This is a genomic window from Flavobacterium sp. 9R, assembly GCF_902506345.1.
Taxonomy (GTDB): Bacteria; Bacteroidota; Bacteroidia; order Flavobacteriales; family Flavobacteriaceae; genus Flavobacterium.
In genome coordinates this window covers 1,173,711-1,198,877 of the sequence record NZ_LR733413.1, presented here as the reverse complement: position 1 = coordinate 1,198,877, position 25,167 = coordinate 1,173,711, and the positions used below count along the sequence as shown (strand labels likewise).

Here is a 25,167-nt window from a genome sequence, read left to right as displayed (position 1 = left end):
TTATGAAAATTGCGTAAGTTTAAATTTACCTTTAATTAGTTCTTCTAATTCTTTCATTGGGTATAAAGCAGCTTTTAACTTGTCTTTTTCTAGCTTAGACATATCCGTTATTGAGATGTATTGGCCGGAATCATCATTTCTTAAACCTTCAATTGTTCTATATTTAGACAATGTTATAAATGCATCGGCACAATTTAAATAAATCTCTTCATTTTTAGGATCCGTTATAGCAAGCTGTTTGAATCTTAGATAAGTATTATTAATTCCTTTCAAGTTGTAATGCAATGCAAACAAACGTGCTCCATCAATTAAAGGCATTAGCGCACGTGTTTTTATATCAAATTTATTTCGATTTAAAGAGTCTTCCTCAGTTATAAATTTTTTGAAAAAAGTCAAAGGAGCATTCTTTCTTAAAACATCATTCCCTAAAAAATCAAAAAACAGCGTATTGTTTTTAGCATTTTGAAGCACCACATTACTAATCGCTTCTTCGAGTTTATCATCTCCAAACACTAACTCATAGTCAAAAAAGATACTACTCATATCGTTACTGTTTTCCCCTGGTGTATTCATCCAACTATTATATTGCTTAATCCAATCGGATAGTGATTTACACCATTGCAAATTACTGGCCATATGATTTTGTGCACACAACTGATAACCTACTTTCTCTAAGGTTGCGGTAGTACGTTTAGCCAATTTTATAAAATAGTCTTTTACGTCGCGATATTTTTCTGACGGTACATCTTCAAACACAAGCATACTGTCTTGATCAGTATATAATAATTGTTCTTTTCTGCCTTGGCTACCAATACTTAACCAAACAAAACGAGCAGGAGGGGAGCCTAAATCTAAAATAGATAATTCAACACTTCGCTTAACAATAGCTAAATTAATTTCACTTGCAATATTAGCAACATGATATAATGGTATATTTTTATAAATTGAATTTTGAACTAAATCAGTAAGACGTTCACGGATTTGTTTTAAATCTTTTGCAGCTAATGATCTCTTAATTTCTTTAATCATTACACCAGGGTTACTAGCTTGTGCGATGATTAAGTCGTGTTCAGAAATAATGCCTTTTACAACAGATTGAGTTGTTCCATCTATTGTAACACACAGGTGCGTAACATTATGTTTTAGCATAAGTAACTGAGCTTCAGCTAGCGATACATTTTCTACAACAGTAATAACTGGAGAATCCATTATTTTGTCAATGGTGTCCGTTATCAAATACCTTCCGGTAGCAACCTTTGAACGCATATCGCGATCAGTAACTATACCTATAGGCAAATTATTTTCACAAATAAGCACATTATTTACAATCTCTTCTGTCATTAACTGCGCGATATCTTTTATTATAGTTTGTGCAGTAGTTGTAATTGGAGAAGTATTATAAGTTAAAGATTGAAAGTATTGAATTTCAGACTGCTGATCAGGATAAAACACATTATCAGATATTAACTTACCGCCATAATTATCTTTGTCACTTGCATATCTAGAAGTTGCTGCAAAACTTTCCAGTAAAAAGTTTAAAACCAAAGAGTTATTAGCTACAAAAGGTCTAAATGTACTAATTGGAATAGCATAAATAATGCTTTCTTCGCGAGCTTTAGCAGTCATCATATAATTATTTTTGGCAAAGAACGGTCTTAAACCAAAAATATCTCCCTGATGGCATTTATTTAAAAGTGTTTCTTCTGCATCTGAAATTACAGATAAATTAATTGTTCCAGATGCAACGACATAAAAGCTTTCATGAAGTGTATCGTTAATTTGAAATAACGTTTGATGCTTTTCAAGATTGATTACACGAATATTCGAGGCAATTTCAGATAGTTCATTAAAAGTTAAATTATCAAAAGGTGGGTACTCTTTTAGAAAATCAGCAATGCGTTCAGCAATTGTATTCATAATATTAGTGCAGGTTAATACTATAGTAAAAATAGTAAAATTGAAAACAAAACCAATGCAGTTTTTTAATAACTCATTGATTTACAAATATCTTAATTATTTCTTAAAAAAAACCAAAAACCTTATAAAGATAGCTAGAGTTGAATTACTTTTAATCAAAAATTCTTAAAACCTATTCAATTATGAAATTACAACACAAATCATTAGTCTTTTTTTTCTCACTTTTAATGAGCACTTTTTCTTTTGCACAAAAAAAAGTAGCTAGTCCAGCTGAAACCGTAACAGGAAAAATTAATGGTGCCACAATTACAATTAAATACGGAAGTCCATCTGTAAAAGGAAGAGCTATTTGGGGAGCATTAGTACCATATGACAAAGTTTGGAGAGCTGGAGCGAATGATGCAACTACTTTTGAAACAGATAAAGCTATTTCTATAGAAGGAAAACAATTACCAGCTGGCAAATATTCTTTTTTTGTAATACCAAATGAAAAGGAAAGTATTGTCATTTTTAACAAAGAAGCCAAACAATGGGGATCATATGATTATAAAGCCAGTAGTGATCAATTAAGAGTTACTGTTAAAAATGAAAATGGTGATGCATTAGTAGAAAAATTAGAATACAAAATTATGGAAACCCGAATCGAATTACTTTGGGAAAAGTTAATCATAGGATTTGAGGTAAAATAAAATTCGGATATAAAATTTATAAAAGCACCAATTGGTGCTTTTTTTTGTGCTTTATATCAATTTCGTTAAACTTCCGAGATTTTAATATTTCGAGCAAAGAGCAAGTTGTTTTAAAATATTGAAAATTCTATTTTACATAATATAAATTATAGTTCAAATAATGACAATAGCTTTTAACAGTTATAAAATCAATAACTTACTTAGGAACTTCTTCTTTGATTCTTTTATTTGGACGAATAATCATACGCAACGATTGGTCTTTTGAAAAATAGGCAATCATCCAATGATAAAAAGTATTGATACGGTTTCTATAAGTTATCAATGACATTAAATGAACAAAGAGCCAAATCATCCAAGCAAAAAAACCTTTAAAATGAAGACTTGGTTTTGGTAAATCTACAACAGCTTTGTTTTTTCCAATAATTGCCATTGAACCTTTGTCCTTGTAAACAAATGGTTTAAGTGTGTCTTGTTGAAGTATTTTTTTGAAATTATCAGCTAAATTTAAACCTTGTTGAATGGCAACTTGTGCTACTTGTGGATGCCCTTGCGGAAAATTTTCATCCGTTAATTGTAAACAAGTGTCACCTATAGCAAAAATGTTTGTGGTACCGATTACTTTATTAAATGCATCGGTCAACATTCTTTTTCCACGACCATAACTTTCTGCAGGAATGCCTTCGAATTCTCTGGCTGTTACACCAGCAGCCCAAATTAAGTTCTTTGTTTGAATCGTGTTACCGTCCTCAAAAAATACGGTATCGTCTTTGTAGTCAACTACACGAGTATTCAATTTTACAACTACACCAAGTTTTGTCACCGCTTCGAGTGTATCTTGTTGAGAGGCAACACTCATTGGTGACAATAAAGCCTCACCACCATCGACCAAATAAATATTACTGGCAGATGTTTCTAATTCTGGATATTCTTTGATGAGTATACTTTTTCGCATTTCTGCAAACATACCAGAAACTTCAACTCCTGTGGGACCACCACCAGCAACTACAATAGTTAGTAATTTTCTGCGTTTTCGAATGTCCTTACAAATCGCTGCTTTTTCTAGATTTTTTAACAAGGTATTTCGCATCTCAATAGCGTCGTTGAGCGTTTTCATTGGAATGGCATTTTTCCTTACATTTTCCATTCCAAAATAGCTAGTCTCTGCTCCTGTAGCGAAAACCAATTGATCGTAAACTAATTCTCCATTATTTAGAATAACCTTGTTCTCGTTTGATATAACTTCAAGTAACTCACCTAAGCGAAATTGCAAATTCTTTTTTCCTGCAAAAAATTTACGAAACGGATAACTTATACTTGAAGGTTCTAAAAAAGCTGTGGCTACTTGATAAATTAATGGAGGAAAAAAATTGTAGTTATTTTTGTCGACTAATGTGACAGTAATACCTTTTTCATTAGTTAATGCTTTGGCCAAATTAATACCTCCGAAACCTCCACCAATAATTACAATATGCATCTTTTGCTGATTTAGAAGTTAAACTCACAATAGACAAACATTTTACGCTTTCTATGTGTTATTTCTTTTATTTGTACTCAATAAAAATACAACAATAAATCAGCAGAAAAATTTAGTTTTTGAATTTTTTAACAGGCTTTTCTGTAGGTTCTGTTTTGTTTTGTAACCAATAATTGGCGATTAATTTTTCGATCAATTCTTCTTTGGTAAGATGATGAAAAATAGTTTTGATTTTGGTTTTGAATTCAGCTTCTAACTCGTGATTAGGTTTGGTTTTGAAGATTTGTTTTGCCCATAAAAGTGCGTTATTCTCTTCAATACTAGCCGTTGATGGCTTTTGATATTTGGAAAATTGCAAACCTAATTCTCGTTCAAAATCAGCAATTTCTGCTTCTTCTTCAGCTTGTAAAACGGTTAATGAAAGTCCATTAGCTCCTGCTCTAGCGGTTCTTCCACTACGATGTACGTAAGCTTCATACGTATCTGGTAAATGATAATTCACGACATAAGAAATCGCAGCTACGTCTATACCACGTGCAGCCAAATCGGTTGCAATCAAAATATTGATATGCCCTTGACGGAATTGGTCCATAATTCTATCTCTAATTCCTTGTGACAAACTTCCGTGTAAAGCTCCAGATGAAAATTTATTAATGGCTAAGTTTTTAGCTAATTTGTTAACTGCTGCTTTGGTTTTACAAAAAATTATACCGCGCTCTCCTTCTTTTGTATTCAAAAAATGCATTAAAACATCTAGTTTCTCTATTGGATCCACTATGATATACTTATGGTCAATTCCTTGATTACCCATAGTTTCCATACTAGCACTTACTTGGACTACGTTTTTGTTCAAGTAATTTTGGATGAGTTGTTTTATAGTACCAGGAAGTGTAGCCGTAAAAAGATAGGTTTGATGTTTTTTCGGCAACTCAGCAACAATGGTGTCTAAACTATCCTTTAAAATTGAAACCATTTCATCGGCTTCATCGAGAATCAAAAAGGAAGTTGCTTTTAAATCTAGAGCTTTGCGTTCAATTAAATCGATCAAACGACCAGGTGTTGCAATAACAATATGCGTAGGTTGAGACAAACGTTCAACCTGGGGTTTTATAGGAACTCCTCCGCAAGTAACAGCAATTGAAATAGCAGGTTGGTACTTAGCGAATTGTACTAAATTATCAAAAATCTGATTGCCTAATTCTCTAGTTGGCACTAAAATAACGGCTTGAACCGTAGAATTAGTAACATCAATTTTATCTAAAAGAGGTAATCCAAAAGCGGCTGTTTTCCCCGTTCCTGTCTTAGCAATTCCAACTAAATCGGTGGTATTCGCCAAGGCTAATGGGATAATTTCAGACTGAATTTCTGTCGGTGTTACAATTCCCATTTCGGTAATCGCTTTGACAATGGGTGCTGAAAGCCCTAAATCTGAGAATTGTTTTGACATTTTTTCTGTTTTTGAAATTCTTGTTTGTTTCCTTATATAGCCCGGATGGGAACGGCATCCTTTTCTTTTTTTTCTTTAAAAAAAGAAAAGATACAGTGGACAGCCGGAAAAAGCTCCTGAAAATTAATCCAATTCACTTAAGACTTTTTCTCTGTATTTTTTACCTATTAATAAGGTTAGTTTTTGTTTGTAATCATCAACTAGCCATTCGCGGTAGTTTTTACTGCACTGGCTTAGACATTTTGAATAACGTTTGATGCGACATTCAATATCTTCATCCAATTCTTTGGCTAAGGCTCTGGCTTCTTGAGGTAACTCTGCATTGTCAACACACATAGAAGCATGTTGGTCTAGAGATTTATCAAGAACTACTTTTGAACGCAAATTTTGCTTAATTGCCAATTTATGTTCTTCATCAACATCAAAAGTCACATCTGCAGTATTGCTAAATTTGGCTCTTAATTCTGGAGACATTTGGTATTTGAAATGCAACTCGATTTCGTGGTCATCACGCAAGTTTTCAAGATAAAACTCAGGAGATTTGAAGATATGTTGCCAATTTACTGGTTCACTCCAAAGACCAAAACGTGCTGCATTATTACCTAAATCGATAACTGTAAATTCGTCTTTTCCAGGCAATTTTCTTGAACCACGACCAATCATTTGGAAATAAAGCGTCAATGATTTTGTGGCACGATTCAATATAATGGTTTCTACAGTTGGCTCATCAAATCCAGTAGTCAAAATCCCTACTGAGGTCAAAATAGCATCTGGTGTATGCTTGAACCAATGTAAAATTTCTTTTCGTTCCTCGTTATTACTGGTATTGTCTAAATGACGAATCGGATAACCTGCTTCGCGGAAGGTTTCGTAGACGTACAAAGAGGTATTGATACCGTTATTAAAAATTAAGGTTTTCTTGCCTAAAGATTTTTCAGTGTAGGCATGCAATAATTTTTCTTGCATGGCCATATTGGTATATAAATCATCTGAGGATTTTACGGTATAATCTCCATTGATTCCGACCTTTAGAGAAGTTAATCCCACATCATAACTATAAGTAACAGCACGCGCCAAGAATCCTTTATCGATTAGAGAACCAATGGTATCGCCAACGATTAATTCATCATAGCTTTGGTGCATTGGCAACTTAATGTTCGAACTCAATGGTGTAGCCGTAACTCCAAGGATAAAAGCATTTTTGAATGAACTCAATAATTTTCGGAAGGAATTGTAATGCGCTTCGTCAATAATAACCAAGCCAATATTGTCTAAATGTAGTTTTTCGTCATTAATACGGTTTTTCAAAGTTTCAACCATGGCTACAAAACAAGAGTAATCGTTTTGGTCTGGTAATTCTTTTACTTTACTGTTGATGATTTTGTTTTTTACATCAAATCCTTTAAGCATTTTTGAAGTTTGTTTGCACAACTCAATTCTATGCGTTAGTACGACTACTTTTTTGTCATGTTGTGATAAATACCTGCGAACAATTTCAGAAAAAACTACAGTTTTTCCACCACCTGTAGGCAATTGATACAATAAATGATGATTATTTGGAGCATTATCTATTCTTTCAAAAATTGCATCTATATCTCCTTTTTGGTAGGCATAAAGTTCTTTTTTATCTTCAACTCGAATTTCTAAAGTGTCTTCTAACATTGTATTTTCTTGGATTTTTGCAAAAATACACCGAAAAAAGAGTTAATCAACTACTATTAAAATAAAAAATATAGTTTTGATTAAATAATTTTATTTAAGAGGTACTACAAAATGGATATTTTTTCGATTAAGGTTTCAAAATCATAACGATTTTGCCATTTTTTCGACATTGCTTCGGCGCTAATTCCTATAATTCGTTCTTTGAATTCAATAAAAATTCCGTTTGCAACACAATAATTTGTGGCTTGTTCAAAAGAATTGAACATACTTTTGTAAAAAGTGTCGCTCTTAATGGGATTTTCTGCAGCAAAAGTTTGTGCAATTTCTATTGTATACAGCATTAAATCAGCAACTACAAAAGGGTCAACTCCTAAAAGAATAAAATGCTTAATAAACTTCTGAGCTACAGAGCGTCTCATTTTTGCTCTGGGTTTGCTCTTTCTTCCAGGATTTCTAACCGGAAAATATTCATTGGTGACTTTGAGCTTTGCTTCTTGCAAAAGAGTGTCTTCCTTTGGATTAAAGACAAAATTGTAATAGACTTTTACCGGACTGAATTTTTCATACAATTCCATCACTTGTTCTTCCAATTGTTCTTTCGTTAATTGGGCTACATATTTTTTTAATTCGCGTTTGCTCATTTTCAATCGTTAGGAATTGTAAAAGTAAATAGTTTGACTTTACAAATGCTATAATCAACAAGAATCCTTAATTTTGACACAATAAAAATTACTTAAATTTAGAAAATGCTCAAATTATTCAAAATTACTGCCATTTTAGAAGGATGTTCTTATTTAGTTTTATTAGCTAACATGTTGTTTATTAAACCCAACAATATGGATTTATACAAAACGCTCTTGTATCCGATAGGAATGAGTCACGGTGTTTTGTTCATTGGGTATGTAGTATTAGCCGTTCTATTGAAAAATGCCCAAAAGTGGTCCTTCCCTACTTTTGCAATTATTATTTTAGGTTCATTAATTCCGTTTGGTACTTTTTATATTGAAAAGAAATACTTGAGTAATGAATAAAACCTTAGAACAACTCTTTAATTTCCTCTACCCTATTTTTAGAAAATGGGGATTGGGTTATTCGTTTTCTTCTTATTTGAGTTTGGTATTGAACATCATTATTTTGATTGTTCTAACCTATACTATTTATATGTTTTTCAGGTTTTTGTTTGTTACCGCTATGGCTGTCATTGCGCTAAAAACAAAAACCAAGTTCGACGATTTAATTATATCGAACAAAACGGTGATTTACATCGCACAATTAATTCCGTTTACTTTAATTTATAAATCGGTTCCAATCATTTTAGAACGCTATGATTATTGGGAAGATATATTCGGTAAGCTAGTTGGAGTGTATATTGTTTTACTTGTTCTTTGGATTATAAGAACACTTTTGAATACCACTCAAGAATATCTAAAACATATTCCAAGATACAGCGACAAACCGATTGATAGCTTTATGCAAGTAATCATGATTGTGCTTTGGATGTTTGGGATATCTGTAATTATTTCAAAGCTATTTGGCATCAGTCAAAAAGAAATGCTTACCATTCTTGGAGCGGTATCAGCCATCATCATTTTAATATTCCGAGATACAATTTTAGGTTTTGTAGCCAGTGTTCAAGTAGCTATCAACGATATGGTGCGCATAGGTGACTGGATTACAATGGATCGTTATGGCGCCGATGGAGATGTTATTGAAATCAATTTGGCTACCGTAAAAGTTAGAAACTTTGACAATACCACCACTACAATTCCGACGTATAGTTTGAGTTCTGATTCTTTTCATAACTGGAGAGGAATGCTGAAATCTGATGGAAGGCGAATAAAACGACATATTTTGATTAAAGCGAGTAGCATTCGCTTTCTAGAAGACAGCGAATTGGATGAATTGCAAAAAATTGAACTTATCCGTCCTTATATAGAAACACGAAAAGCTGAAATTGACCGGTACAATCGAGCTAATACTGTAGATAAAAGTTTAGCCATCAACGGAAGAAACATGACCAATTTGGGTTTGTTTAGAAAATACATCAATCAATACTTGCATCAGCATCCGGGATTGAATAAAAATATGGTCATGCTTTGTCGACAATTGCAGCTTACTGCTCAGGGCGTACCATTGGAGGTTTATGCCTTTTCTACTGACAAACGTTTTGAAAATTACGAGTACATTATGGCAGACATCTTTGATCACGTCATTGCTTCTGTAAAGTATTTTCACTTGGAAGTATATGAAATGCCCTCAGAAAGCAATTTTCTAGATTACGAAGTACCAGTAAGAAAAACAAAAGGGACACTTTAATTAGTGTCCCTTTTTTTATAGTCTGTTTTTAACATATTCAATTTGAGTTTTCCCATGTGCTTTTGGTTTACCATCAGGCCCAAGGTTTACCATTGTAGTTTTATCAATTGTTAGTATAGTTTCGCGTGTCATCATGTTTCTGGCTTCGCATTTTAAAACTAATGAAGTATTACCAAATTGTATCACATCAATACCTATTTCGATAATATCACCTTGCCGAGCTGAACTTTTAAAGTTAATCTCCGACATGTATTTGGTTACAATTCGGGAATTTTCGAGCTGAATAATCGTGTACAAAGCCAATTCTTCGTCAATCCAAGCCAATAATCGTCCACCAAACAACGTTCCGTTTGGATTTAAATCTTCGGGTTTTACCCATTTTCTAGTATGAAATCTCATTTTGTTAGGTTTATTTTCAAATTTAAGAAATTACCAAACCACTTTTTGATTAACTTTAAAGAAAAAACAATGAATCCAAGAGATCTTCTGCTAAAGGAATTAAGAGGTGAAGCCATTGGCACAATAACTAATCAGTCCTCTAGCGAGGAAGCCTTTCAAAATCAAACACTTCGACCTATTCTAAAACTTCAAAATGATTTATTTCTAGCTTCATTTGAAAATTATATTACTAAAAATAAAAAGGATTTTTATAGTCTATCCACTGAAAAGAAATTGCTTTTGATAGAAAATTCAATTCAAAAGGATATTAAGTTTAGAAACGCTTTAAAAGGAATTATTATTGGTCTTTTTACTTTAGAAGAATACCAAACCTATATTCAAAATTCATCCAGCTTAAACAAACGAATGATGAATATGCTTATTGAACTTCTCAAAAGCCAAATTCAATTGTTTGAAAAAGCAATGTAAAGCATAAAATGTCATTTTAACGCAATGAAATTCTTTTTCAGCTTTTCATTATATATTTTAACAAGTAAAATAGTATGTAAATTGGATTTTCTTGCTTTTGACTAGCCTATTTTAAAAAAGAGTACTCTTAAAAAAATTAATAAATCGTATTCAATATCTCTTACTACTCTAATTCTTTCATCATTTTGGAAAGAAATAAAAATTTTGTTGCTAAATATTCATTAATGACATTAAATTTTTAATATAAAAAAGAATCTGTCATTTTTTTACTTATTATTGTAATACATTGATAATTATGTTTTTTATTACTAATAACCAATTTTTTTAAATAGTATTCAAAATGGACAGAAGAGAAGCATTAAAAAAAGTTGCCTATTTAATGGGAGGAGCCATTTCTGCAACGACAATGGGCGTTTTGTTTGAAAGCTTTACCGTTTATGAACCAGGAAAAAGCCCTTATTTGTATTCCTTTTCAGAAGAAGAAATTTTAGCTGAATTTGCGGATATAATTCTGCCCACTACTTCAAGTTCTCCTGGAGCTAAAGCTGCCGGTGTTGGAGCAATGATTCCATTAATTATTAAGGATTGTTATCCTCCAAAACTGCAAACTATTTTCAAAAATGGGTATGAGGCAATGTTGGCAAAAGCAAAATCAAAATTCAATAAAGAATTCTTGGCTTTGTCAACTGATGAAAAAATCCAATTGATGAATGATTTGAAGCAAGAAGCTATCGATAGCAACAAAGAACCTTCCTTCTTTTTAATTGCTAGAGATTTGACCATTTTATGCTATTTCTCTTCTGAAATTGGTTGTACTCAAGCTCGTGAATATTTACCAATCCCCGGAAAATATGATGGTAGCGCTCCCTATAAACCAGGACAAAAAGCTTGGGCCACATAAAAAGGACTGGAATTCTATTTTAGTATTAATTCAAAAAAAAGTAACTCGTGAATATCAATACCGATTTAAAAAAGCAAAATACTTATGACGCAATCGTTATAGGTTCAGGAATAAGTGGTGGTTGGGCAGCCAAAGAATTAACCGAAAAAGGACTAAAAGTGCTAATGCTCGAACGTGGAAAAAACATTGAACATATCAAAGACTACGATTCGGCTATGAAAGCGCCTTGGGAAATTCCGTATGCAGGCAAAATGACCGAGGAACAAAAACGTACACATCCTGTACAAACTCGTGATTACCCTTATAATCAAGCAACTGAAAGTTGGTGGGTTAATGATTTGGAATGTCCATATACTGAAGATAAACGCTTCGATTGGTATAGAGGTTTTCACGTAGGAGGAAAATCCCTAATGTGGGGTCGTCAGAGTTACCGCTTGAGTGACCATAATTTTGAAGACAATGCGAGAGATGGTCATGGTAATGATTGGCCGATTCGCTATAAAGATATTGCGCCTTGGTATGATTATGTAGAAAAATTTGCTGGAATTAGTGGGCAAAATGAAGGTTGGCCTTTGTTGCCCGACGGTCAATTTTTACCTCCTATGGATTTGAATTGCGTTGAAAAATCGGTAAAAGAACGTATCGAAAAACATTATAATAAATCTAGAATTCTAACGATTGGTCGTACAGCCAATTTGACTGTCCCTCTCAATGGTAGAGGCAGCTGTCAATATCGAAATTTATGCAGTAGAGGTTGTCCTTTTGGGGCTTATTTCAGTACCCAATCTGCTACTTTACCTGCAGCTATGGCAACCAAAAAACTAACCGTTCGCCCCTACTCGATTGTCAATCATATTATTTATGACAAAGACACCAAAAAAGCCAAAGGCGTTATGGTTATTGATGCTGAGACTAATGAAACGATGGAATTCTATGCCAAAATTGTTTTTGTTAATGGCTCTACTTTGGGTTCTACTTTCATTTTATTAAACTCTACTTCAGAAGCACATCCAAACGGTTTAGGAAATAGTAGTGGACAATTAGGTCACAATTTAATGGACCATCATTTTAGATGTGGTGCAGAAGGAACTGCCGAAGGTTTTGAAGACAAATACACTTACGGACGACGCGCCAATGGAATTTACATTCCAAGATATCAAAACTTTAATGGTGATAAACGCGATTATTTGAGAGGTTTTGGATACCAAGGAGGCGCTAGTAGAGGGAATTGGCATAAAGAAGTCGCTGAATTAGCTTTTGGAGGTGATTTTAAAGAAACGATGTCAAGACCCGCTGATTCTTGGACTATGGGTCTAGGTGGTTTTGGAGAAATGTTGCCTTATTACGAAAATAAAGTCTATATCGACCATTCGAAAAAAGACAAATGGGGACAACCAGTTTTGGCTATTGATTGTGAATACAAGGAAAATGAAGCCAAAATGCGTGAAGATATGATGTATGATGCCGCAGAAATGCTAGAAGCTGCGGGGTTAAAAAATATCAAAACTTATGATAATGGTTGTTTCCCAGGTATGGCTATTCACGAAATGGGAACGGCTCGTATGGGGAACGACCCTAAGGAATCTGTTTTGAACAAATGGAATCAGATGCACGAAGTGAGCAACGTATTTGTAACAGATGGTTCTTGTATGCCTTCTGTAGCTTGTCAAAACCCATCATTGACCTTCATGGCTTTGACTGCAAGAGCTTGTGATTATGCCGTAAAAGAATTGAAAAAGAAAAATATATAGAGACCAATTGTCAAGCATGAGAAAATTAAAAATGGGAATGATTGGCGGTGGTAAAAATGCTTTTATTGGAGCAGTACACCGCATTGCCGCCAACATTGATGGTTCAATCGAATTGCATTGCGGTGCGTTTAGCTCTAATCCTGAACTATCGATAGAATCAGGTCAGGCTTTGTTTTTACCAAAAGATAAATGTTACGGTTCTTACGAAGAAATGATTACCACCGAAGCAAAATTACCACCCAACGAAAGAATGGATTTTGTATCGATTGTAACGCCCAATCATGCACATTTTGTCCCAGCTATGATGGCGTTAGATTACGGTTTTCATGTTGTTTTAGACAAACCAATGACACTAACCCTTGATGAAGCCAAGAAGTTAGCACAAAAAGTAAAGGATACAGGATTGCAATTGTGCCTTACACACACCTATTCTGGTTATCCTATGGTGAAACAAGCCAAAAGGATGATTGTCGATAACCAATTGGGCGCTATTCGCAAAATTATGGTAGAATATCCTCAAGGTTGGTTGAGTACTTCATTTGAAAAGGAAGGCAACAAACAAGCCGCTTGGCGCACCGACCCTTCAAAAAGCGGAATTAGTGGCTGTATGGGGGATATTGGAACCCATGCTGCTCATTTAGCCGAATACATTTCAGGATTAAAAATCACCCAACTTTGCGCTGATATCAATACCGTTGTAGCCAATAGACGTTTGGACGATGATGGCAATGTGTTGCTTAAATTTGACAATGGTGCCAACGGAATATTAGTGGCCAGCCAAATTGCAGCTGGCGAGGAAAACAGTCTTAAAATTAAAGTGTATGGTGAAAAAGGAGGCCTTGAATGGCACCAAATGGAACCGAATACTTTAATCGTAAAATGGCTAGATGCTCCAGCACAAATCTATCGAACAGGAAATGGGTATGTATCTTCAATAGCTGCATTTAATACCAGAATCCCAAGCGGACATCCAGAAGGGTACTTAGAAGCTTTTGCTAATTTGTATAAAAACTTCGCCTTAACCCTTCAAGCCCAATTAGAAGGTAAAGAACCTACTGCTGAAATGCTTGATTTTCCAACTGTTTCAGATGGGGTGCGCGGTATGGCTTTTATAGAAAATGTGATTGCCTCTGGGCTTTCGACTCAAAAATGGACCGAATTTAAAATTTAAATCAATAGAAATGACCACAATGCAAGGCCCAGCCGTTTTTTTAGCCCAATTTATCTCGGATGAAGCTCCTTTTAATTCGTTAGACCGTATTTGTCAATGGGCGGCTGATTTGGGATTCAAAGGGATTCAAATTCCAACTTTGGATGCCCGATTTATCGATTTACAAAAAGCTGCCGAAAGCAAAAACTATGCTGATGAACTTACTGGTAAAGTTGCTTCTTACGGGCTAAAAATATCTGAATTATCGACTCATTTACAAGGTCAATTGGTGGCTGTTCATCCTGCTTATGATGATTTTTTTGATGGGTTTGCCCCTGCTCAAGTACGAGATAATCCTAAAGCTAGACAAGAATGGGCCGTTCAGCAAATGCATTATGCCGCCAAGGCTTCTCAAAATTTAGGTTTAGAAGCTCACGCAACCTTTAGTGGTTCTTTGTTATGGCAATATTTTCATCCTTGGCCACAGCGTCCTCCGGGATTAATTGAAGAAGGATTTAAAGAACTGGCCAAGCGCTGGTTACCCATACTAAATTCCTTTGACGAAAATGGTGTAGATGTTTGCTACGAAATTCACCCAGGTGAAGACTTGTTTGATGGCGAAACTTACGAGATGTTTTTGAAAGCCGTTGATAATCACCAACGCGCTTGTTTGTTGTACGACCCTTCGCATTTTGTATTGCAACAATTGGATTACTTGCAGTATATCGATTTTTATCACGAGCGGATTAAAGCCTTTCACGTAAAAGATGCCGAATTCAATTCCACTGGAAAACAAGGCACTTTTGGAGGTTATCAAAGTTGGCTCAATCGTGCGGGGCGTTATCGCTCGCCTGGTGATGGTCAAATTGATTTTAAAACCATTTTTAGCAAACTGGCGCAATACAATTACAAAGGTTGGGCCGTAATGGAATGGGAATGTTGCTTGAAAAATCAAGAAGATGGTGCGAGAGAAGGTGCCGAATTTATCAAAAAACATATCATTAAAGTTACTGATAAAGCTTTTGATGATTTTGCAGCAGTCAGTACCAACACCGAATTGAACAGAAAAAATTTAGGATTATAAATATAAAAGCAAGAAAAATGAAAATTAAAATAATGGCAGCCATCATTAGTGTAAGTGTTTTGAGCGCTTTTTCTGATTATGTAATTATTCCAAAAAGCAAAGTAGTTCCAACGGAGCAACCTTCAGAAGGTGAAAAGTTAATCGCAAAACAAGACTGCGCTACTTGCCATAAAATTGACAAAAAAGTAATTGGCCCATCGTATTTAGATATTGCCAAAAAATATCCAATGAATGATAAAAACATCAATTATTTATCGGATAAAATTATCAAAGGAGGTTCAGGTGTTTGGGGCGCTATTCCAATGGCTGCTCACGGAGCGTTGAAAAAAGACGATGCCAAAAAAATTGCGAAGTACATTTTATCATTGAACAAATAAATTGAAACCCATCTATGGATCAAGATTTTAACCCAAAAAAAGAGCCCGAATCCACCATTCGTAGGGATTTTCTAAAAAAAGGTGCACTAGCAACGGCAGCCTTTATGATTATTCCTCGTCATGTAATGGGAAGAGGTTTTGTAGCGCCAAGTGACCGATTACTTATAGCGAGTATTGGTGTAGGCGGAAAAGGCCAGTCTGATATTGCTTCGTTTGAAAAAAGCGGATTAGCCAACGTAGCTTATTTATGTGATGTTGACACGCGTAGAGCGTCCAATAGCGTAAAGGCCTTGCCAAAAGCAAAATTCTACAAAGATTGGCGTGAAATGCTCGATAAAGAGCATAAAAATTTTGATGCCGTTTCGGTTTCAACACCCGATCATAATCACGCGATTCAAGCGTTTGCAGCCATGCAATTGGGCAAACACGTGTATGTGCAAAAGCCAATGGCACACGACATTTATGAAGCGCACATGATGACTCAGGCGGCAAGCCGCTATAAAGTGGTGACACAAATGGGAAATCAAGGGTCTTCGAATGATGGTACGCGCTTGCTAAAAGAATGGTTTGAAGCCGATTTGATTGGCGATGTACACACCGTTTACGCTTGGACTGATAGACCCGTTTGGCCACAAGGGATTCCGTGGTCTACGGCAAAAGCCGATATTCCAAAAGAATTGGATTGGGATTTGTGGCTAGGGACAGCGCCAAGCAAAAATTATGTCGACAAACTAGTGCCGTTCAACTGGCGTGGTTGGTGGGATTATGGAACAGGTGCCTTGGGCGATATGGGATGCCATTTGCTAGAAGCACCATTCTCTGTATTGAATTTGAAATACGCAAAAGACGTACAATGCAGCGTGGGTTCTGTGTATGTGGATGAATTCAAAAGAGGGTATTTTCCTGATAGTTGTCCACCATCGAGCCACGTGGTATTGACTTTCCCTAAAACGGATAAAACCAAAGGCGATGTCAAAGTGCATTGGATGGATGGAGGCATTCAGCCAGAACGTCCCGAGGAATTGGGTGCTAACGAAATCTTTGGTGATGGCGGAAACGGAACTTTGTTTATTGGAACCAAAGGAAAAATGATTTGCGACACCTATAGTGAAAATCCAAGATTATTGCCTTTGAGTCGCAATGAAAACCTAAAAATCGCCGAGAAATATCCTCGTGTGAAAGACGGAGCCAGTGGCCACCAAAAACAATGGATTGAAGGATGCATTGCTGGTTATGGCAAAAAAGAATTGAGTTCACCGTTTGAGATTGCTGGTCCATTGACCGAAGCTTTGTTGATGGCGAATCTAGCCGTTCGTGGTTATGATTTGTACAAAGAAGTATTAGGAGAAGATGTGTACCCAGGACGTTCGGTAAAATTACTTTGGGACAATACCGCCAAAAAAGTAACCAATGTAGACGAGGTGAACCAATTTGTAAAACGAAATTACAGAGAAGGTTGGAAAAATTTGAGTTTTTAACTTGTAGCCAAGAATTCAAGTTGTGGCTCTCTAGCCCCGATGGCAGCGGCATCCTTTGCTTTTTTACAGAAAAAGCAAAGATATAGCGGACAGCGGGACTTTGACAACAAAAAAGCCTTTTCCTAACCGCTCCAAATAATTAATGAATTAATAAAAAATCAATTGAAATGAAAAAAATAGTAGCAACGCTTATGGTTTTGGTAATCGCTCAAACCGTACAAGCACAAAAAGGATTTAAACCGATTTTTGACGGAAAAACAACAACCGGTTGGCATACTTACGGCAAAACTACCGTGGGTGCTGGATGGAAAGTAGAAGACGGTGTCTTGCATTTTGACCCCGAAGCAGCCAAAAATGGTCAAGGTGGCGACATCGTAACCGATGCGGAATACGAAAACTTTCATTTGAAAGTGGATTGGAAAGTGGCGCCAAAAGCCAACAGTGGAATTATTTTTTACATCAATGAGAATCCACAGAAATACAAAAATACGTATGAAACTGGTTTAGAAATGCAGGTATTGGACAATGACGGTCATCCTGATGGAAAAATAACCAAACACCGCGCAGGAGATTTGTATGATTTGATTCAGAGTAAATCAGAACCCGTAAAACCTGTAGGTGAATGGAATACCGCTGAAGTAGTTTGTAAAAACGGAAAATTAACTTATGTTTTGAATGGAGTAATTGTCGTAGAGACAGTACTTTGGGACGATGCGTTTAAAGCATTGGTAGCAGGAAGTAAATTCAAAGCTTGGCCAGGATTTGGAACCTTCAAAAAAGGAAAAATTGCCTTGCAAGACCACGGAGACAATGTATGGTACCGTAACATTATGATTAAAGAATGGAATACTATGGAAACCACTACTGGCTGTAAATAGCCCTCACCTACTAACCACTAACCCAAAAACCACCTAGAACTATGAATACAACTATTAGAATCAAATTATCGTCCATGATGTTTATTAATTTCTTCATTTGGGGAATTTGGTTTGTTACTATGGGTACTTATTTAACAAAAGGTATTATAGCAGCAACAGGAGCACAAACCGGATTGGCCTATGGAACACAATGTTTGGGTGCGATTATTGCCCCTTTTATTGTGGGGATGATTGCTGATAAATTTTTCTCAGCACAAAAGATTCTAGGAGTTTTGCATATTATAGGCTCGGTGCTACTCTATTTGTTATCGACTAAATCTACGTTTGATTCTTTTTATACCTTGTTATTGCTGTACATGATTCTTTTTATGCCCACTTTAGCCTTGGTCAATTCCATTTCGATGAATCAAATGACGGATTCTGAAAAAGAGTTTGCAAAAGTTCGTGTTTGGGGAACCCTTGGTTGGATTGCCTCTGGATTAGTGATTGGGGCTATGGCTTGGGAAGCTACACCAGACAGATTGAATATCACTTTTTATGTATCAGCCATAGTATCGCTTTTGTTTGGTATATTTTGTTTTTTCTTACCGAATACGCCACCTCCGAAAGCGGGGCAAAAAGTATCAATCGCCGAAACTTTGGGTTTAGACGCTTTGAATGTTTTAAAGGACAAAAATTACTTAGTGTTTTTTATCGCTTCAATTCTTATTTGTATTCCGTTGGCATTTTATTATGGTCAAGCCAATCAATTTTTGAATGAAATTGGTCTTGAAAGCGCAGCAGCCAAAATGACTATTGGGCAAATGTCGGAAACGGTATTTTTGTTTTTAATGCCTTTGTTTTTTGTGCGTTTTGGTATCAAGCAAATGTTGTTAATCGGGATGTTGGCTTGGGTAGTTCGTTATTTATTGTTTGCTTATGGCGATGTAGGACAAAACATTTGGATGATTTATTTAGGAATTGCACTGCACGGAATTTGCTATGACTTTTTCTTTGTTACAGGACAAATTTACACGGATCAAAAAGCGGGTGCTTCTATTAGATCTTCAGCTCAAGGCTTGATTACGCTTGCTACTTATGGCGTTGGAATGTACATTGGCTTCTACGTTGCGGGACAAATTGTAGACCAAAACAGTGCTGGAGAAGGTATTCACAATTGGAATACGGTTTGGATTTTCCCTTGTTTGTTTGCAGCAGGAATTGCGTTGCTGTTTTTTATCTTCTTTAAAGAAAAGCAAAAAATTGCAGCCAATAACTAATACTCTATTCCAAGATGCCTGATCATTTCAATCGAAGAACCGCTATAAAAAACCTAATTGCTGGAACAGTAGCTATGGGAATTCCATCGTCGCTTTCGGCTATGGCGGTGTCTGACGCATCCCATAGTTCCGATTTTATCCCCAAAGGAAAAATAAACCATTCCGTAGCACGCTGGTGTTTTGGCGATATGGAACTCGAAGCGCTTTGCATAGCTGCCAAGAAAATGGGCATTACAGGCATTGATTTGGTCGGTCCAAAAGACTGGCCTATACTACAAAAACACCAATTGGTATCGACGATGTGCAATGGTGCCGAATTGAATCTCGTAGACGGATTCAACGACCCTAAATTCCATGACCAACTTATAAAAAACTACACCGCTATGATTCCGTTAGTGGCTCAGGCGGGCTATAAAAACCTGATTTGCTTTAGTGGCAACCGCAGAGGCAAAACCGATGAAGAAGGCTGGAACAATTGTGTAAAAGGCTTGCAAACATTGATTCCCTTGGCCGAAAAACACCAAATCACCTTGGTGATGGAGTTGCTCAACAGCAAAATCGACCACAAAGATTACCAGTGCGACAGAACCTATTGGGGCGTAGAATTAGCCAAAAGAATCAATTCACCACATTTCAAGCTCTTGTACGACATCTATCACATGCAAATTGATGAAGGCGATGTGATTCGCACCATCAAGGAAAACCATCAGTATATTGCCCACTTTCACACGGCGGGCGTGCCGGGTCGCAACGAAATCGACGAGACCCAAGAGCTTCATTATCCCGCCATTATGAAAGCCATTGCAGCTACTGGTTTTACAGGTTTTGTGGGACAAGAATTTATGCCGAAACAAAAAGATAAAATGGCCGCTTTGCAACAAGCCATCGCCATTTGTGATATTTAACCCCTAAAAACGAACCATCATGATTAAGCGTAGAGATTTCATCATCAATAGTGGGTTGGCCTTGGGCGCCGTTGCCCTAGCTCCTTCCCTAGCCTTTGCGGCAAAACCCAAAAACATCGGAATTCAATTGTACACCTTGCGCGAAGCCTTTTCCAAAGATGTCAAAGGCGTGCTAGAACACGTTGCCAAAGCCGGCTACAAAGAAGTAGAAACCTACGGATTTGCTGGCGAAAAAGGTTTTTTTGGCACCTCGCCCAAAGACTTTAAAAAAATCCTGAACGACAACGGACTCAAAGCGCCGAGCGGACATTATGATTTTAAAACGTTTATCAAAGACAACAATGCCGACTTCCTAAAAGCCTCCATTGAGTGCGCCAATCAGTTGGGAAGCGAATATGTGGTGATTCCGTGGCTAGAAGACGCTTTACGCAGCCAATTGGACGATTACAAACGCATTGCCCAAAAAGCCAACGAAGCCGCACTTTTGTGCAAAAAAGCAGGACTCAAACTCGCCTACCACAACCACGATTTTGAATTCACGAAATTTGGCAATCAAACCGGTTATGACATTTTGCTACAAGAAACCGACAAGAAATTGGTCGATTTTGAATTGGATTTGTATTGGGTAGTGCGCTCCGGCAACGACCCTTTGCAGTTGTTCCAAAACCACGCTGGTCGCTTCACCATGTGGCACGTTAAAGATAGGGACAAAAACAATCCCGCTTGGAATGCCGAAATTGGCGAAGGCAACATCAATTTCAAAGCCATTTTTGCACAAGCCAAAGCCTCAGGCATGCAGCACTTTTTTGTGGAGCAAGAAACCAACTACTCTCCCAACCCTATGGAATCCATCAAAGCAAGTTGCCAGTACGTTAGTAAGCAATTGCTATAAAATAACACCCTTTTTTATTTGGGCATGACCCCGATGTACACGACCGTGCTAAAAACACAACAGTGCTGCATCGGGGTCGCGCTGTACGCTATATCTCTTGGGGCGAACCCCGCCCCAAGAGGATGCCGCTCCCATCGCTCATGCTAAGTAAGAAATTAGAAGTTAGAGATTAGAAGTTAGAGATTAGAAGTTAGAGATTAGAAGTAATGGTAACAACATACAAAAATGACATACTTTTCAGAAAATATTTATATATTTTTGAGAGAAAACGGTTATATTTGGAGATATGAAGTTTTAATTAAGATTAGACCTATCTCTTTATGTTGAAGTTCATGGGGATGAGTTAGTAAGACTTAAATACAAGTAAGTAAGAATTATTATGAAAAATCTAAATAATGAATAAATCGACAAAAGAATTTGAGTTAATTAGACCTTTATATGAGCGATTTAGAATTAAGGCTACATCATTAATAAAAGAATTAATTTCTGAATCAGACATTGACATTGCATCAATAGAAAGTAGAACAAAAGAAATAGAAAGTTTTGATGAAAAAACTTCAAGACCAGAAAAAAATTATAAAGATCCTATTAAAGAAATTACAGATTTATGTGGCATCAGGATAATCACATATTATACTGAGGAAATCTATAAAATTGCAGAACTTTTAGAAAAAGAATTTGAAATAGACACAGGAAATAGTATTGATAAAACAAAAATCAATAGTCCTGACAAATTTGGTTATTTGTCATTACATTACGTTGTTAAATTGGGAAAAAAAAGAAATACATTAGTTGAATGGAAATCATACAAAGACTTAAAAATTGAAATTCAAATAAGAACTATTCTACAACATTCTTGGGCTACAATTGACCATAAACTTAGGTACAAAACTAAAAGAGAAATCCCTAGTATTTTAAAAAGAAAAATATATAGATTAAGTGCGTTACTAGAATTAGCTGATGAGCAATTTTTATCAATAAAAAAGGAAACTGAAAATTTACAGAATGATATTGATACTTCAATAGATAGTGGTAATTTAAAAATTGAAATAAACCTTTTATCAGTAGACTCATTTTTAAATGCTAATCCAAAAGTTGACAAAATTATTGAAATAGCTTTAAAGTGTGGTTACAAAGAAGATGAAGATGAAATTAATTACACCACAGATACTGATCAATATTTTCTTAATAGACTTATTAATGTTATTAATAAGTCTTCAATAAAATCAATTGAGGATTTAGATAAACTTCTTGATTCTGATAGTGATAAAATTGAAAAAGCATTTTTTGAATTTTTAAATTTATTTAAAACCAAAACAAAAGATGATTTTCATACCATAGGAACTGACTTAATAGCCATTTTAATTATAATGTTAGATGATAATATCGACTTTTCAAATCAAATAAGTTTAAAGGATATTGATTGGAAACCATTTGTTGAAACAATACGGGAAATAAAAAAATAAATACGTCTAATAGTAACTATAACGGATTTGGGCAATTGGCTTAATGAAAAATTTGTATTGTATTTAGAGAATAGCAATAACCGAAAAATAAATCTAAGTTTAGTCATAAACCCACTGTAGCTCCAGAACTTTAGTTGAAAGTATAAAAAACAATTTTGCACAATTATTAACATAATAAAAAGCTCAAAATAATGGAGGTTATTAACTCATTCTTTAGCAACATAAAAGACAAACTTACAAATCCATTTTTTGGAACTCTAATACTAGTTTTAGTTTTACATCATTGGGAGTTATGGTATGCTGTTATTAATTTTGATTCAGATTGTACTTTAGATGATAAATTAATTTTTATTAAAAACTATAGCTCAAACAACTTAACATTAAAAGCCTTTATATGGGATATATTACAATCGATTTTATACATGTTTTTAGGATACTTAATAGTTGTTGCAACTCGAAGTTTAGTACTTTGGGTAGAATTTTGGTTAATGCCTTATATTACTGGTAAAATCATTAACAAAAATGTTGTTAGAAAAAGTGAATATGATAATGTGGTAAATGAGCGTGAACAATACTTTGATCAATATGAAGAGCAAAGAAAAAATGTAAGGGTGTTTTCAAAAACAATAGATGAACAAACTGAACAAATCAAGCAAAAAGATAAGGATCTTTTAATTCAGAGTGAAACTATTAGCAATAAAATAAGAGACCTTGATTTAACTAAACAAAAACTAGAAAAATCACAAAAAGATAATGAGGATAATGTTGCTATAAAAAAGCAGTTACAAAGTTCATTAGATCAACTTAAAAAAAATTACAATTTTAAATTAGAAAAGTTAGAAAAATACGAACATCTTTTTTTTGATGAAGAAAATGAAAAATTCTATTTATCACAAGAAAATTTCCCTCCTGAAGTTAACAAAAAAGTAAATGAATTAAAAGATGAAAATAAATGGCTAACATTTTTAACATTAGGAAGATTTTTCGAAAGCGGAGGAAGTCTTGGTGGTGAAGTACTTACTGAGATGATAAAAAAAGGTTTGGCTTATGAAAGAGATAGTCATGAAAATTTCACACCATTAGGAAGAATAATTTGGCGTTACAGAAAAGTCTTTGGTGCTGAGATTTAAATAAAATAACGCATAAATATATTAGCACAACAATGGTATTGAGTAATAGGCTTAATATAAAATGTTTTGTATTTGGGATGATTTTATAATACCTTTAATTATGTGTCAATTTAGAATAAATTATGATTTTACCATCTGACAAGGAATACACACAGACAAAGCGAATAATTCTTGGGATTGAAAAGATGAAAGCGGAATTTAAGCCTCTTGCTGAATGGATAGACGAAACCTATGATGTAAAAACGGTGAACATTATTTACGACACATTAAACAAGAGACCAAGAATTCAAATTTGCTTTGAATTCGAAGAAGAGAAGAATAAATTTTTAACTGAAAATTTTTCATATTTCGATAAAACAAAGCAAAAAGCTATTGGAGAGAAGTTTGCTGAAATAATTAAACACCAAGGGCTTTATAAAAGCAATAACGCAATTTCAAAAATATTCAGCTTAAACAATAACGAAGTTTATTTGACAGATGATGTATTTGTGGTTTATGGTGCATTTGAACCAATTGCTAAAATTGAGGCTACCTATAAAATCACAAAAGAACTGACTGACAAATTCATTGCTTCTTTCCATAATAAAGATATTTGGACAATCTCAATTGGTTTTACCATTCCAACCTTCTTTATGTTCACAAATGAAAAGGTAAAAAAATATGATAGACCTGAAGTCAAAGAACTATGGGTTAAGAAGTATTATGAGTTTATAAAACCATTTGACGAGTTTAATTACTTCAAAAAAGAGAATATTCAGGTTTTGATTGATAGCAAAGAAAACTTTGATACTAACTACGAAAGTAATTGGTATTATTATTACAAATGATAAGAAATCAACTTAAAATAGTTTTACATCGGATTTGAACAATTGGCTTAACTGTAACAATATCACTCCCAATGCAACTAATGGTTAGATACTTTTATCGTACCATTCCTAACCAATCCACTTTGTGAAACCAGCAACATTTTTAAAAAAGCGTATTTATTGTACTATCCTCGTAACAGTGTTCATTTGGGCGCTTTTGCTTTGGGATTATTTTCACGGAGGCGTGCCCAGTCATCATCTTTTGCAAAACAAGGACTTGCCCTCATTTTCGAATTGGTGGGGCGGTATTTTGCTTCCTTTGCTAACTTGGTTCTTGCTGTACCGCTCGCAAGTGCGACTAGCGAAAGAAGCATCGAGTAGTACTTTACCAAGCAGTTTTGTTGCTTATTTTGTAGGCGCTCTGCTTTTTGGGATGGTACTTTCGGTATTTTTTACGCTTGGTATTAAAGATGTGCCTTTTTATATGCTTGTCGGCTTGTTAGTGCTTGCTTTTTTCTTGCCTATCTACCGAGCAGAATGTTTACTTGGTTTTGTAATTGGAATGACCTTTACTTTTGGGGGTGTACTCCCAATTCTTATTGGAACTATTTTAGTACTCCTTTGCAGCGTTCTGTATTTAGCACTTCGACCTATGGCACTCTTTGTTTACACCAAAATTGCCAACCTACTTCATAAATAATACTTTAATCCGTTGGGT

24 protein-coding genes are annotated in these 25,167 nt (G+C 35.1%); 18 read left to right on the top strand and 6 right to left on the bottom strand.

Annotated features, from left to right (window positions below; genetic code table 11):
* The gene (locus FLAVO9AF_RS05330; protein WP_159685418.1) at positions 1-1,917 is read right to left on the bottom strand and encodes a DUF294 nucleotidyltransferase-like domain-containing protein; all 1,917 of its coding nucleotides are present in this window, start codon (positions 1,915-1,917) and stop codon (positions 1-3) included.
* Positions 1,918-2,099: 182 nt separating this feature from the next.
* On the opposite strand from FLAVO9AF_RS05330, the gene FLAVO9AF_RS05325 reads away from it, so the two are divergent.
* The gene (locus FLAVO9AF_RS05325; protein ID WP_159685415.1) at positions 2,100-2,606 is read left to right on the top strand and encodes a DUF2911 domain-containing protein; all 507 of its coding nucleotides are present in this window, start codon (positions 2,100-2,102) and stop codon (positions 2,604-2,606) included.
* 196 nt (positions 2,607-2,802) lie between these two features.
* On the opposite strand, the gene FLAVO9AF_RS05320 is transcribed toward FLAVO9AF_RS05325, so the two are convergent.
* The 4 genes from FLAVO9AF_RS05320 to FLAVO9AF_RS05305 all read right to left on the bottom strand — a co-directional run bounded on the left by FLAVO9AF_RS05320 (position 2,803) and on the right by FLAVO9AF_RS05305 (position 7,830).
* The gene (locus tag FLAVO9AF_RS05320; RefSeq protein ID WP_159685413.1) at positions 2,803-4,080 is read right to left on the bottom strand and encodes an NAD(P)/FAD-dependent oxidoreductase; all 1,278 of its coding nucleotides are present in this window, start codon (positions 4,078-4,080) and stop codon (positions 2,803-2,805) included.
* Between the two features lie 112 nt (positions 4,081-4,192).
* On the bottom strand, positions 4,193-5,527 hold the full coding sequence (locus tag FLAVO9AF_RS05315) for a DEAD/DEAH box helicase (RefSeq protein WP_159685410.1): 1,335 nt from the start codon (positions 5,525-5,527) through the stop codon (positions 4,193-4,195).
* A 123-nt stretch (positions 5,528-5,650) separates the two neighbouring features.
* The gene (locus tag FLAVO9AF_RS05310; protein WP_159685407.1) at positions 5,651-7,189 is read right to left on the bottom strand and encodes a DEAD/DEAH box helicase; all 1,539 of its coding nucleotides are present in this window, start codon (positions 7,187-7,189) and stop codon (positions 5,651-5,653) included.
* Between the two features lie 104 nt (positions 7,190-7,293).
* Positions 7,294-7,830: a DUF6155 family protein gene (locus FLAVO9AF_RS05305; protein WP_159685405.1), complete on the bottom strand. Its 537-nt coding sequence runs from the start codon at positions 7,828-7,830 to the stop codon at positions 7,294-7,296.
* A 105-nt stretch (positions 7,831-7,935) separates the two neighbouring features.
* Between FLAVO9AF_RS05305 and FLAVO9AF_RS05300 the strand changes: the two genes are divergently transcribed.
* Positions 7,936-8,220: a DUF3817 domain-containing protein gene (locus FLAVO9AF_RS05300; protein ID WP_159685402.1), complete on the top strand. Its 285-nt coding sequence runs from the start codon at positions 7,936-7,938 to the stop codon at positions 8,218-8,220.
* On the top strand, positions 8,213-9,505 hold the full coding sequence (locus tag FLAVO9AF_RS05295) for a mechanosensitive ion channel family protein (RefSeq protein ID WP_159685400.1): 1,293 nt from the start codon (positions 8,213-8,215) through the stop codon (positions 9,503-9,505). The genes FLAVO9AF_RS05300 and FLAVO9AF_RS05295 overlap by 8 nt, the downstream gene beginning before the upstream one ends.
* 15 nt (positions 9,506-9,520) lie before the next feature.
* On the opposite strand, the gene FLAVO9AF_RS05290 is transcribed toward FLAVO9AF_RS05295, so the two are convergent.
* Entirely contained in the window at positions 9,521-9,904 is a 384-nt protein-coding gene (locus FLAVO9AF_RS05290; RefSeq protein WP_159685396.1) for an acyl-CoA thioesterase, read from the bottom strand.
* 69 nt (positions 9,905-9,973) lie between these two features.
* On the opposite strand from FLAVO9AF_RS05290, the gene FLAVO9AF_RS05285 reads away from it, so the two are divergent.
* The 15 genes from FLAVO9AF_RS05285 (at position 9,974) to FLAVO9AF_RS05215 (ending at position 25,149) form a co-directional block, all read left to right on the top strand.
* Entirely contained in the window at positions 9,974-10,372 is a 399-nt protein-coding gene (locus FLAVO9AF_RS05285; protein WP_159685393.1) for a glyoxalase, read from the top strand.
* A gap of 340 nt (positions 10,373-10,712) precedes the next feature.
* Positions 10,713-11,273, top strand: a complete 561-nt coding sequence (locus FLAVO9AF_RS05280) for a gluconate 2-dehydrogenase subunit 3 family protein (protein WP_159685390.1) — start codon at positions 10,713-10,715, stop codon at positions 11,271-11,273.
* Between the two features lie 47 nt (positions 11,274-11,320).
* A complete protein-coding gene (locus tag FLAVO9AF_RS05275) occupies positions 11,321-13,024 on the top strand; it encodes a GMC oxidoreductase (RefSeq protein ID WP_159685388.1) in 1,704 nt (567 codons plus the stop codon).
* Between the two features lie 16 nt (positions 13,025-13,040).
* Entirely contained in the window at positions 13,041-14,195 is a 1,155-nt protein-coding gene (locus FLAVO9AF_RS05270; RefSeq protein WP_236552278.1) for a Gfo/Idh/MocA family protein, read from the top strand.
* Positions 14,196-14,205: 10 nt separating this feature from the next.
* Positions 14,206-15,258: a sugar phosphate isomerase/epimerase gene (locus tag FLAVO9AF_RS05265; protein WP_159685384.1), complete on the top strand. Its 1,053-nt coding sequence runs from the start codon at positions 14,206-14,208 to the stop codon at positions 15,256-15,258.
* Positions 15,259-15,275: 17 nt separating this feature from the next.
* Positions 15,276-15,635: a c-type cytochrome gene (locus FLAVO9AF_RS05260; RefSeq protein ID WP_159685382.1), complete on the top strand. Its 360-nt coding sequence runs from the start codon at positions 15,276-15,278 to the stop codon at positions 15,633-15,635.
* Positions 15,636-15,649: 14 nt separating this feature from the next.
* Positions 15,650-17,113 (top strand): Gfo/Idh/MocA family protein, encoded by a 1,464-nt coding sequence (locus FLAVO9AF_RS05255; protein WP_159685380.1) that lies wholly within the window; start codon positions 15,650-15,652, stop codon positions 17,111-17,113.
* Positions 17,114-17,280: 167 nt separating this feature from the next.
* The gene (locus FLAVO9AF_RS05250) at positions 17,281-17,991 is read left to right on the top strand and encodes a DUF1080 domain-containing protein (RefSeq protein ID WP_159685377.1); all 711 of its coding nucleotides are present in this window, start codon (positions 17,281-17,283) and stop codon (positions 17,989-17,991) included.
* Positions 17,992-18,032: 41 nt separating this feature from the next.
* A complete protein-coding gene (locus tag FLAVO9AF_RS05245) occupies positions 18,033-19,250 on the top strand; it encodes a nucleoside permease (RefSeq protein WP_159685375.1) in 1,218 nt (405 codons plus the stop codon).
* 14 nt (positions 19,251-19,264) lie between these two features.
* Entirely contained in the window at positions 19,265-20,155 is an 891-nt protein-coding gene (locus tag FLAVO9AF_RS05240; protein WP_159685372.1) for a hydroxypyruvate isomerase family protein, read from the top strand.
* A gap of 19 nt (positions 20,156-20,174) precedes the next feature.
* Entirely contained in the window at positions 20,175-21,047 is an 873-nt protein-coding gene (locus tag FLAVO9AF_RS05235; protein ID WP_159685369.1) for a sugar phosphate isomerase/epimerase, read from the top strand.
* A 395-nt stretch (positions 21,048-21,442) separates the two neighbouring features.
* Entirely contained in the window at positions 21,443-22,513 is a 1,071-nt protein-coding gene (locus FLAVO9AF_RS05230) for a GTP pyrophosphokinase family protein (protein ID WP_159685367.1), read from the top strand.
* Between the two features lie 191 nt (positions 22,514-22,704).
* Complete coding sequence (locus FLAVO9AF_RS05225; protein WP_159685364.1) at positions 22,705-23,643, top strand: hypothetical protein; 939 nt, start codon at positions 22,705-22,707, stop codon at positions 23,641-23,643.
* A gap of 122 nt (positions 23,644-23,765) precedes the next feature.
* Positions 23,766-24,470: a hypothetical protein gene (locus tag FLAVO9AF_RS05220; RefSeq protein ID WP_159685362.1), complete on the top strand. Its 705-nt coding sequence runs from the start codon at positions 23,766-23,768 to the stop codon at positions 24,468-24,470.
* 124 nt (positions 24,471-24,594) lie between these two features.
* Complete coding sequence (locus tag FLAVO9AF_RS05215; RefSeq protein ID WP_159685359.1) at positions 24,595-25,149, top strand: hypothetical protein; 555 nt, start codon at positions 24,595-24,597, stop codon at positions 25,147-25,149.
* Positions 25,150-25,167: the final 18 nt, after the last annotated feature.

What these genes read in the sequence shown, in the direction of transcription:
- FLAVO9AF_RS05270 (WP_236552278.1), top strand. Translation starts at nt 13,041, where the DNA reads ATGAGAAAATTAAAAATGGGAATGATTGGCGGTGGTAAAAATGCTTTT.
- FLAVO9AF_RS05255 (WP_159685380.1), top strand. Translation starts at nt 15,650, where the DNA reads ATGGATCAAGATTTTAACCCAAAAAAAGAGCCCGAATCCACCATTCGT.
- FLAVO9AF_RS05325 (WP_159685415.1), top strand. Translation starts at nt 2,100, where the DNA reads ATGAAATTACAACACAAATCATTAGTCTTTTTTTTCTCACTTTTAATG.
- FLAVO9AF_RS05265 (WP_159685384.1), top strand. Translation starts at nt 14,206, where the DNA reads ATGACCACAATGCAAGGCCCAGCCGTTTTTTTAGCCCAATTTATCTCG.
- FLAVO9AF_RS05220 (WP_159685362.1), top strand. Translation starts at nt 23,766, where the DNA reads ATGATTTTACCATCTGACAAGGAATACACACAGACAAAGCGAATAATT.
- FLAVO9AF_RS05290 (WP_159685396.1), bottom strand. Translation starts at nt 9,904, where the DNA reads ATGAGATTTCATACTAGAAAATGGGTAAAACCCGAAGATTTAAATCCA.
- FLAVO9AF_RS05230 (WP_159685367.1), top strand. Translation starts at nt 21,443, where the DNA reads ATGAATAAATCGACAAAAGAATTTGAGTTAATTAGACCTTTATATGAG.
- FLAVO9AF_RS05315 (WP_159685410.1), bottom strand. Translation starts at nt 5,527, where the DNA reads ATGTCAAAACAATTCTCAGATTTAGGGCTTTCAGCACCCATTGTCAAA.
- FLAVO9AF_RS05260 (WP_159685382.1), top strand. Translation starts at nt 15,276, where the DNA reads ATGAAAATTAAAATAATGGCAGCCATCATTAGTGTAAGTGTTTTGAGC.
- FLAVO9AF_RS05300 (WP_159685402.1), top strand. Translation starts at nt 7,936, where the DNA reads ATGCTCAAATTATTCAAAATTACTGCCATTTTAGAAGGATGTTCTTAT.
- FLAVO9AF_RS05285 (WP_159685393.1), top strand. Translation starts at nt 9,974, where the DNA reads ATGAATCCAAGAGATCTTCTGCTAAAGGAATTAAGAGGTGAAGCCATT.
- FLAVO9AF_RS05250 (WP_159685377.1), top strand. Translation starts at nt 17,281, where the DNA reads ATGAAAAAAATAGTAGCAACGCTTATGGTTTTGGTAATCGCTCAAACC.
- FLAVO9AF_RS05310 (WP_159685407.1), bottom strand. Translation starts at nt 7,189, where the DNA reads ATGTTAGAAGACACTTTAGAAATTCGAGTTGAAGATAAAAAAGAACTT.
- FLAVO9AF_RS05235 (WP_159685369.1), top strand. Translation starts at nt 20,175, where the DNA reads ATGATTAAGCGTAGAGATTTCATCATCAATAGTGGGTTGGCCTTGGGC.
- FLAVO9AF_RS05305 (WP_159685405.1), bottom strand. Translation starts at nt 7,830, where the DNA reads ATGAGCAAACGCGAATTAAAAAAATATGTAGCCCAATTAACGAAAGAA.
- FLAVO9AF_RS05245 (WP_159685375.1), top strand. Translation starts at nt 18,033, where the DNA reads ATGAATACAACTATTAGAATCAAATTATCGTCCATGATGTTTATTAAT.
- FLAVO9AF_RS05225 (WP_159685364.1), top strand. Translation starts at nt 22,705, where the DNA reads ATGGAGGTTATTAACTCATTCTTTAGCAACATAAAAGACAAACTTACA.
- FLAVO9AF_RS05320 (WP_159685413.1), bottom strand. Translation starts at nt 4,080, where the DNA reads ATGCATATTGTAATTATTGGTGGAGGTTTCGGAGGTATTAATTTGGCC.
- FLAVO9AF_RS05295 (WP_159685400.1), top strand. Translation starts at nt 8,213, where the DNA reads ATGAATAAAACCTTAGAACAACTCTTTAATTTCCTCTACCCTATTTTT.
- FLAVO9AF_RS05240 (WP_159685372.1), top strand. Translation starts at nt 19,265, where the DNA reads ATGCCTGATCATTTCAATCGAAGAACCGCTATAAAAAACCTAATTGCT.
- FLAVO9AF_RS05330 (WP_159685418.1), bottom strand. Translation starts at nt 1,917, where the DNA reads ATGAATACAATTGCTGAACGCATTGCTGATTTTCTAAAAGAGTACCCA.
- FLAVO9AF_RS05280 (WP_159685390.1), top strand. Translation starts at nt 10,713, where the DNA reads ATGGACAGAAGAGAAGCATTAAAAAAAGTTGCCTATTTAATGGGAGGA.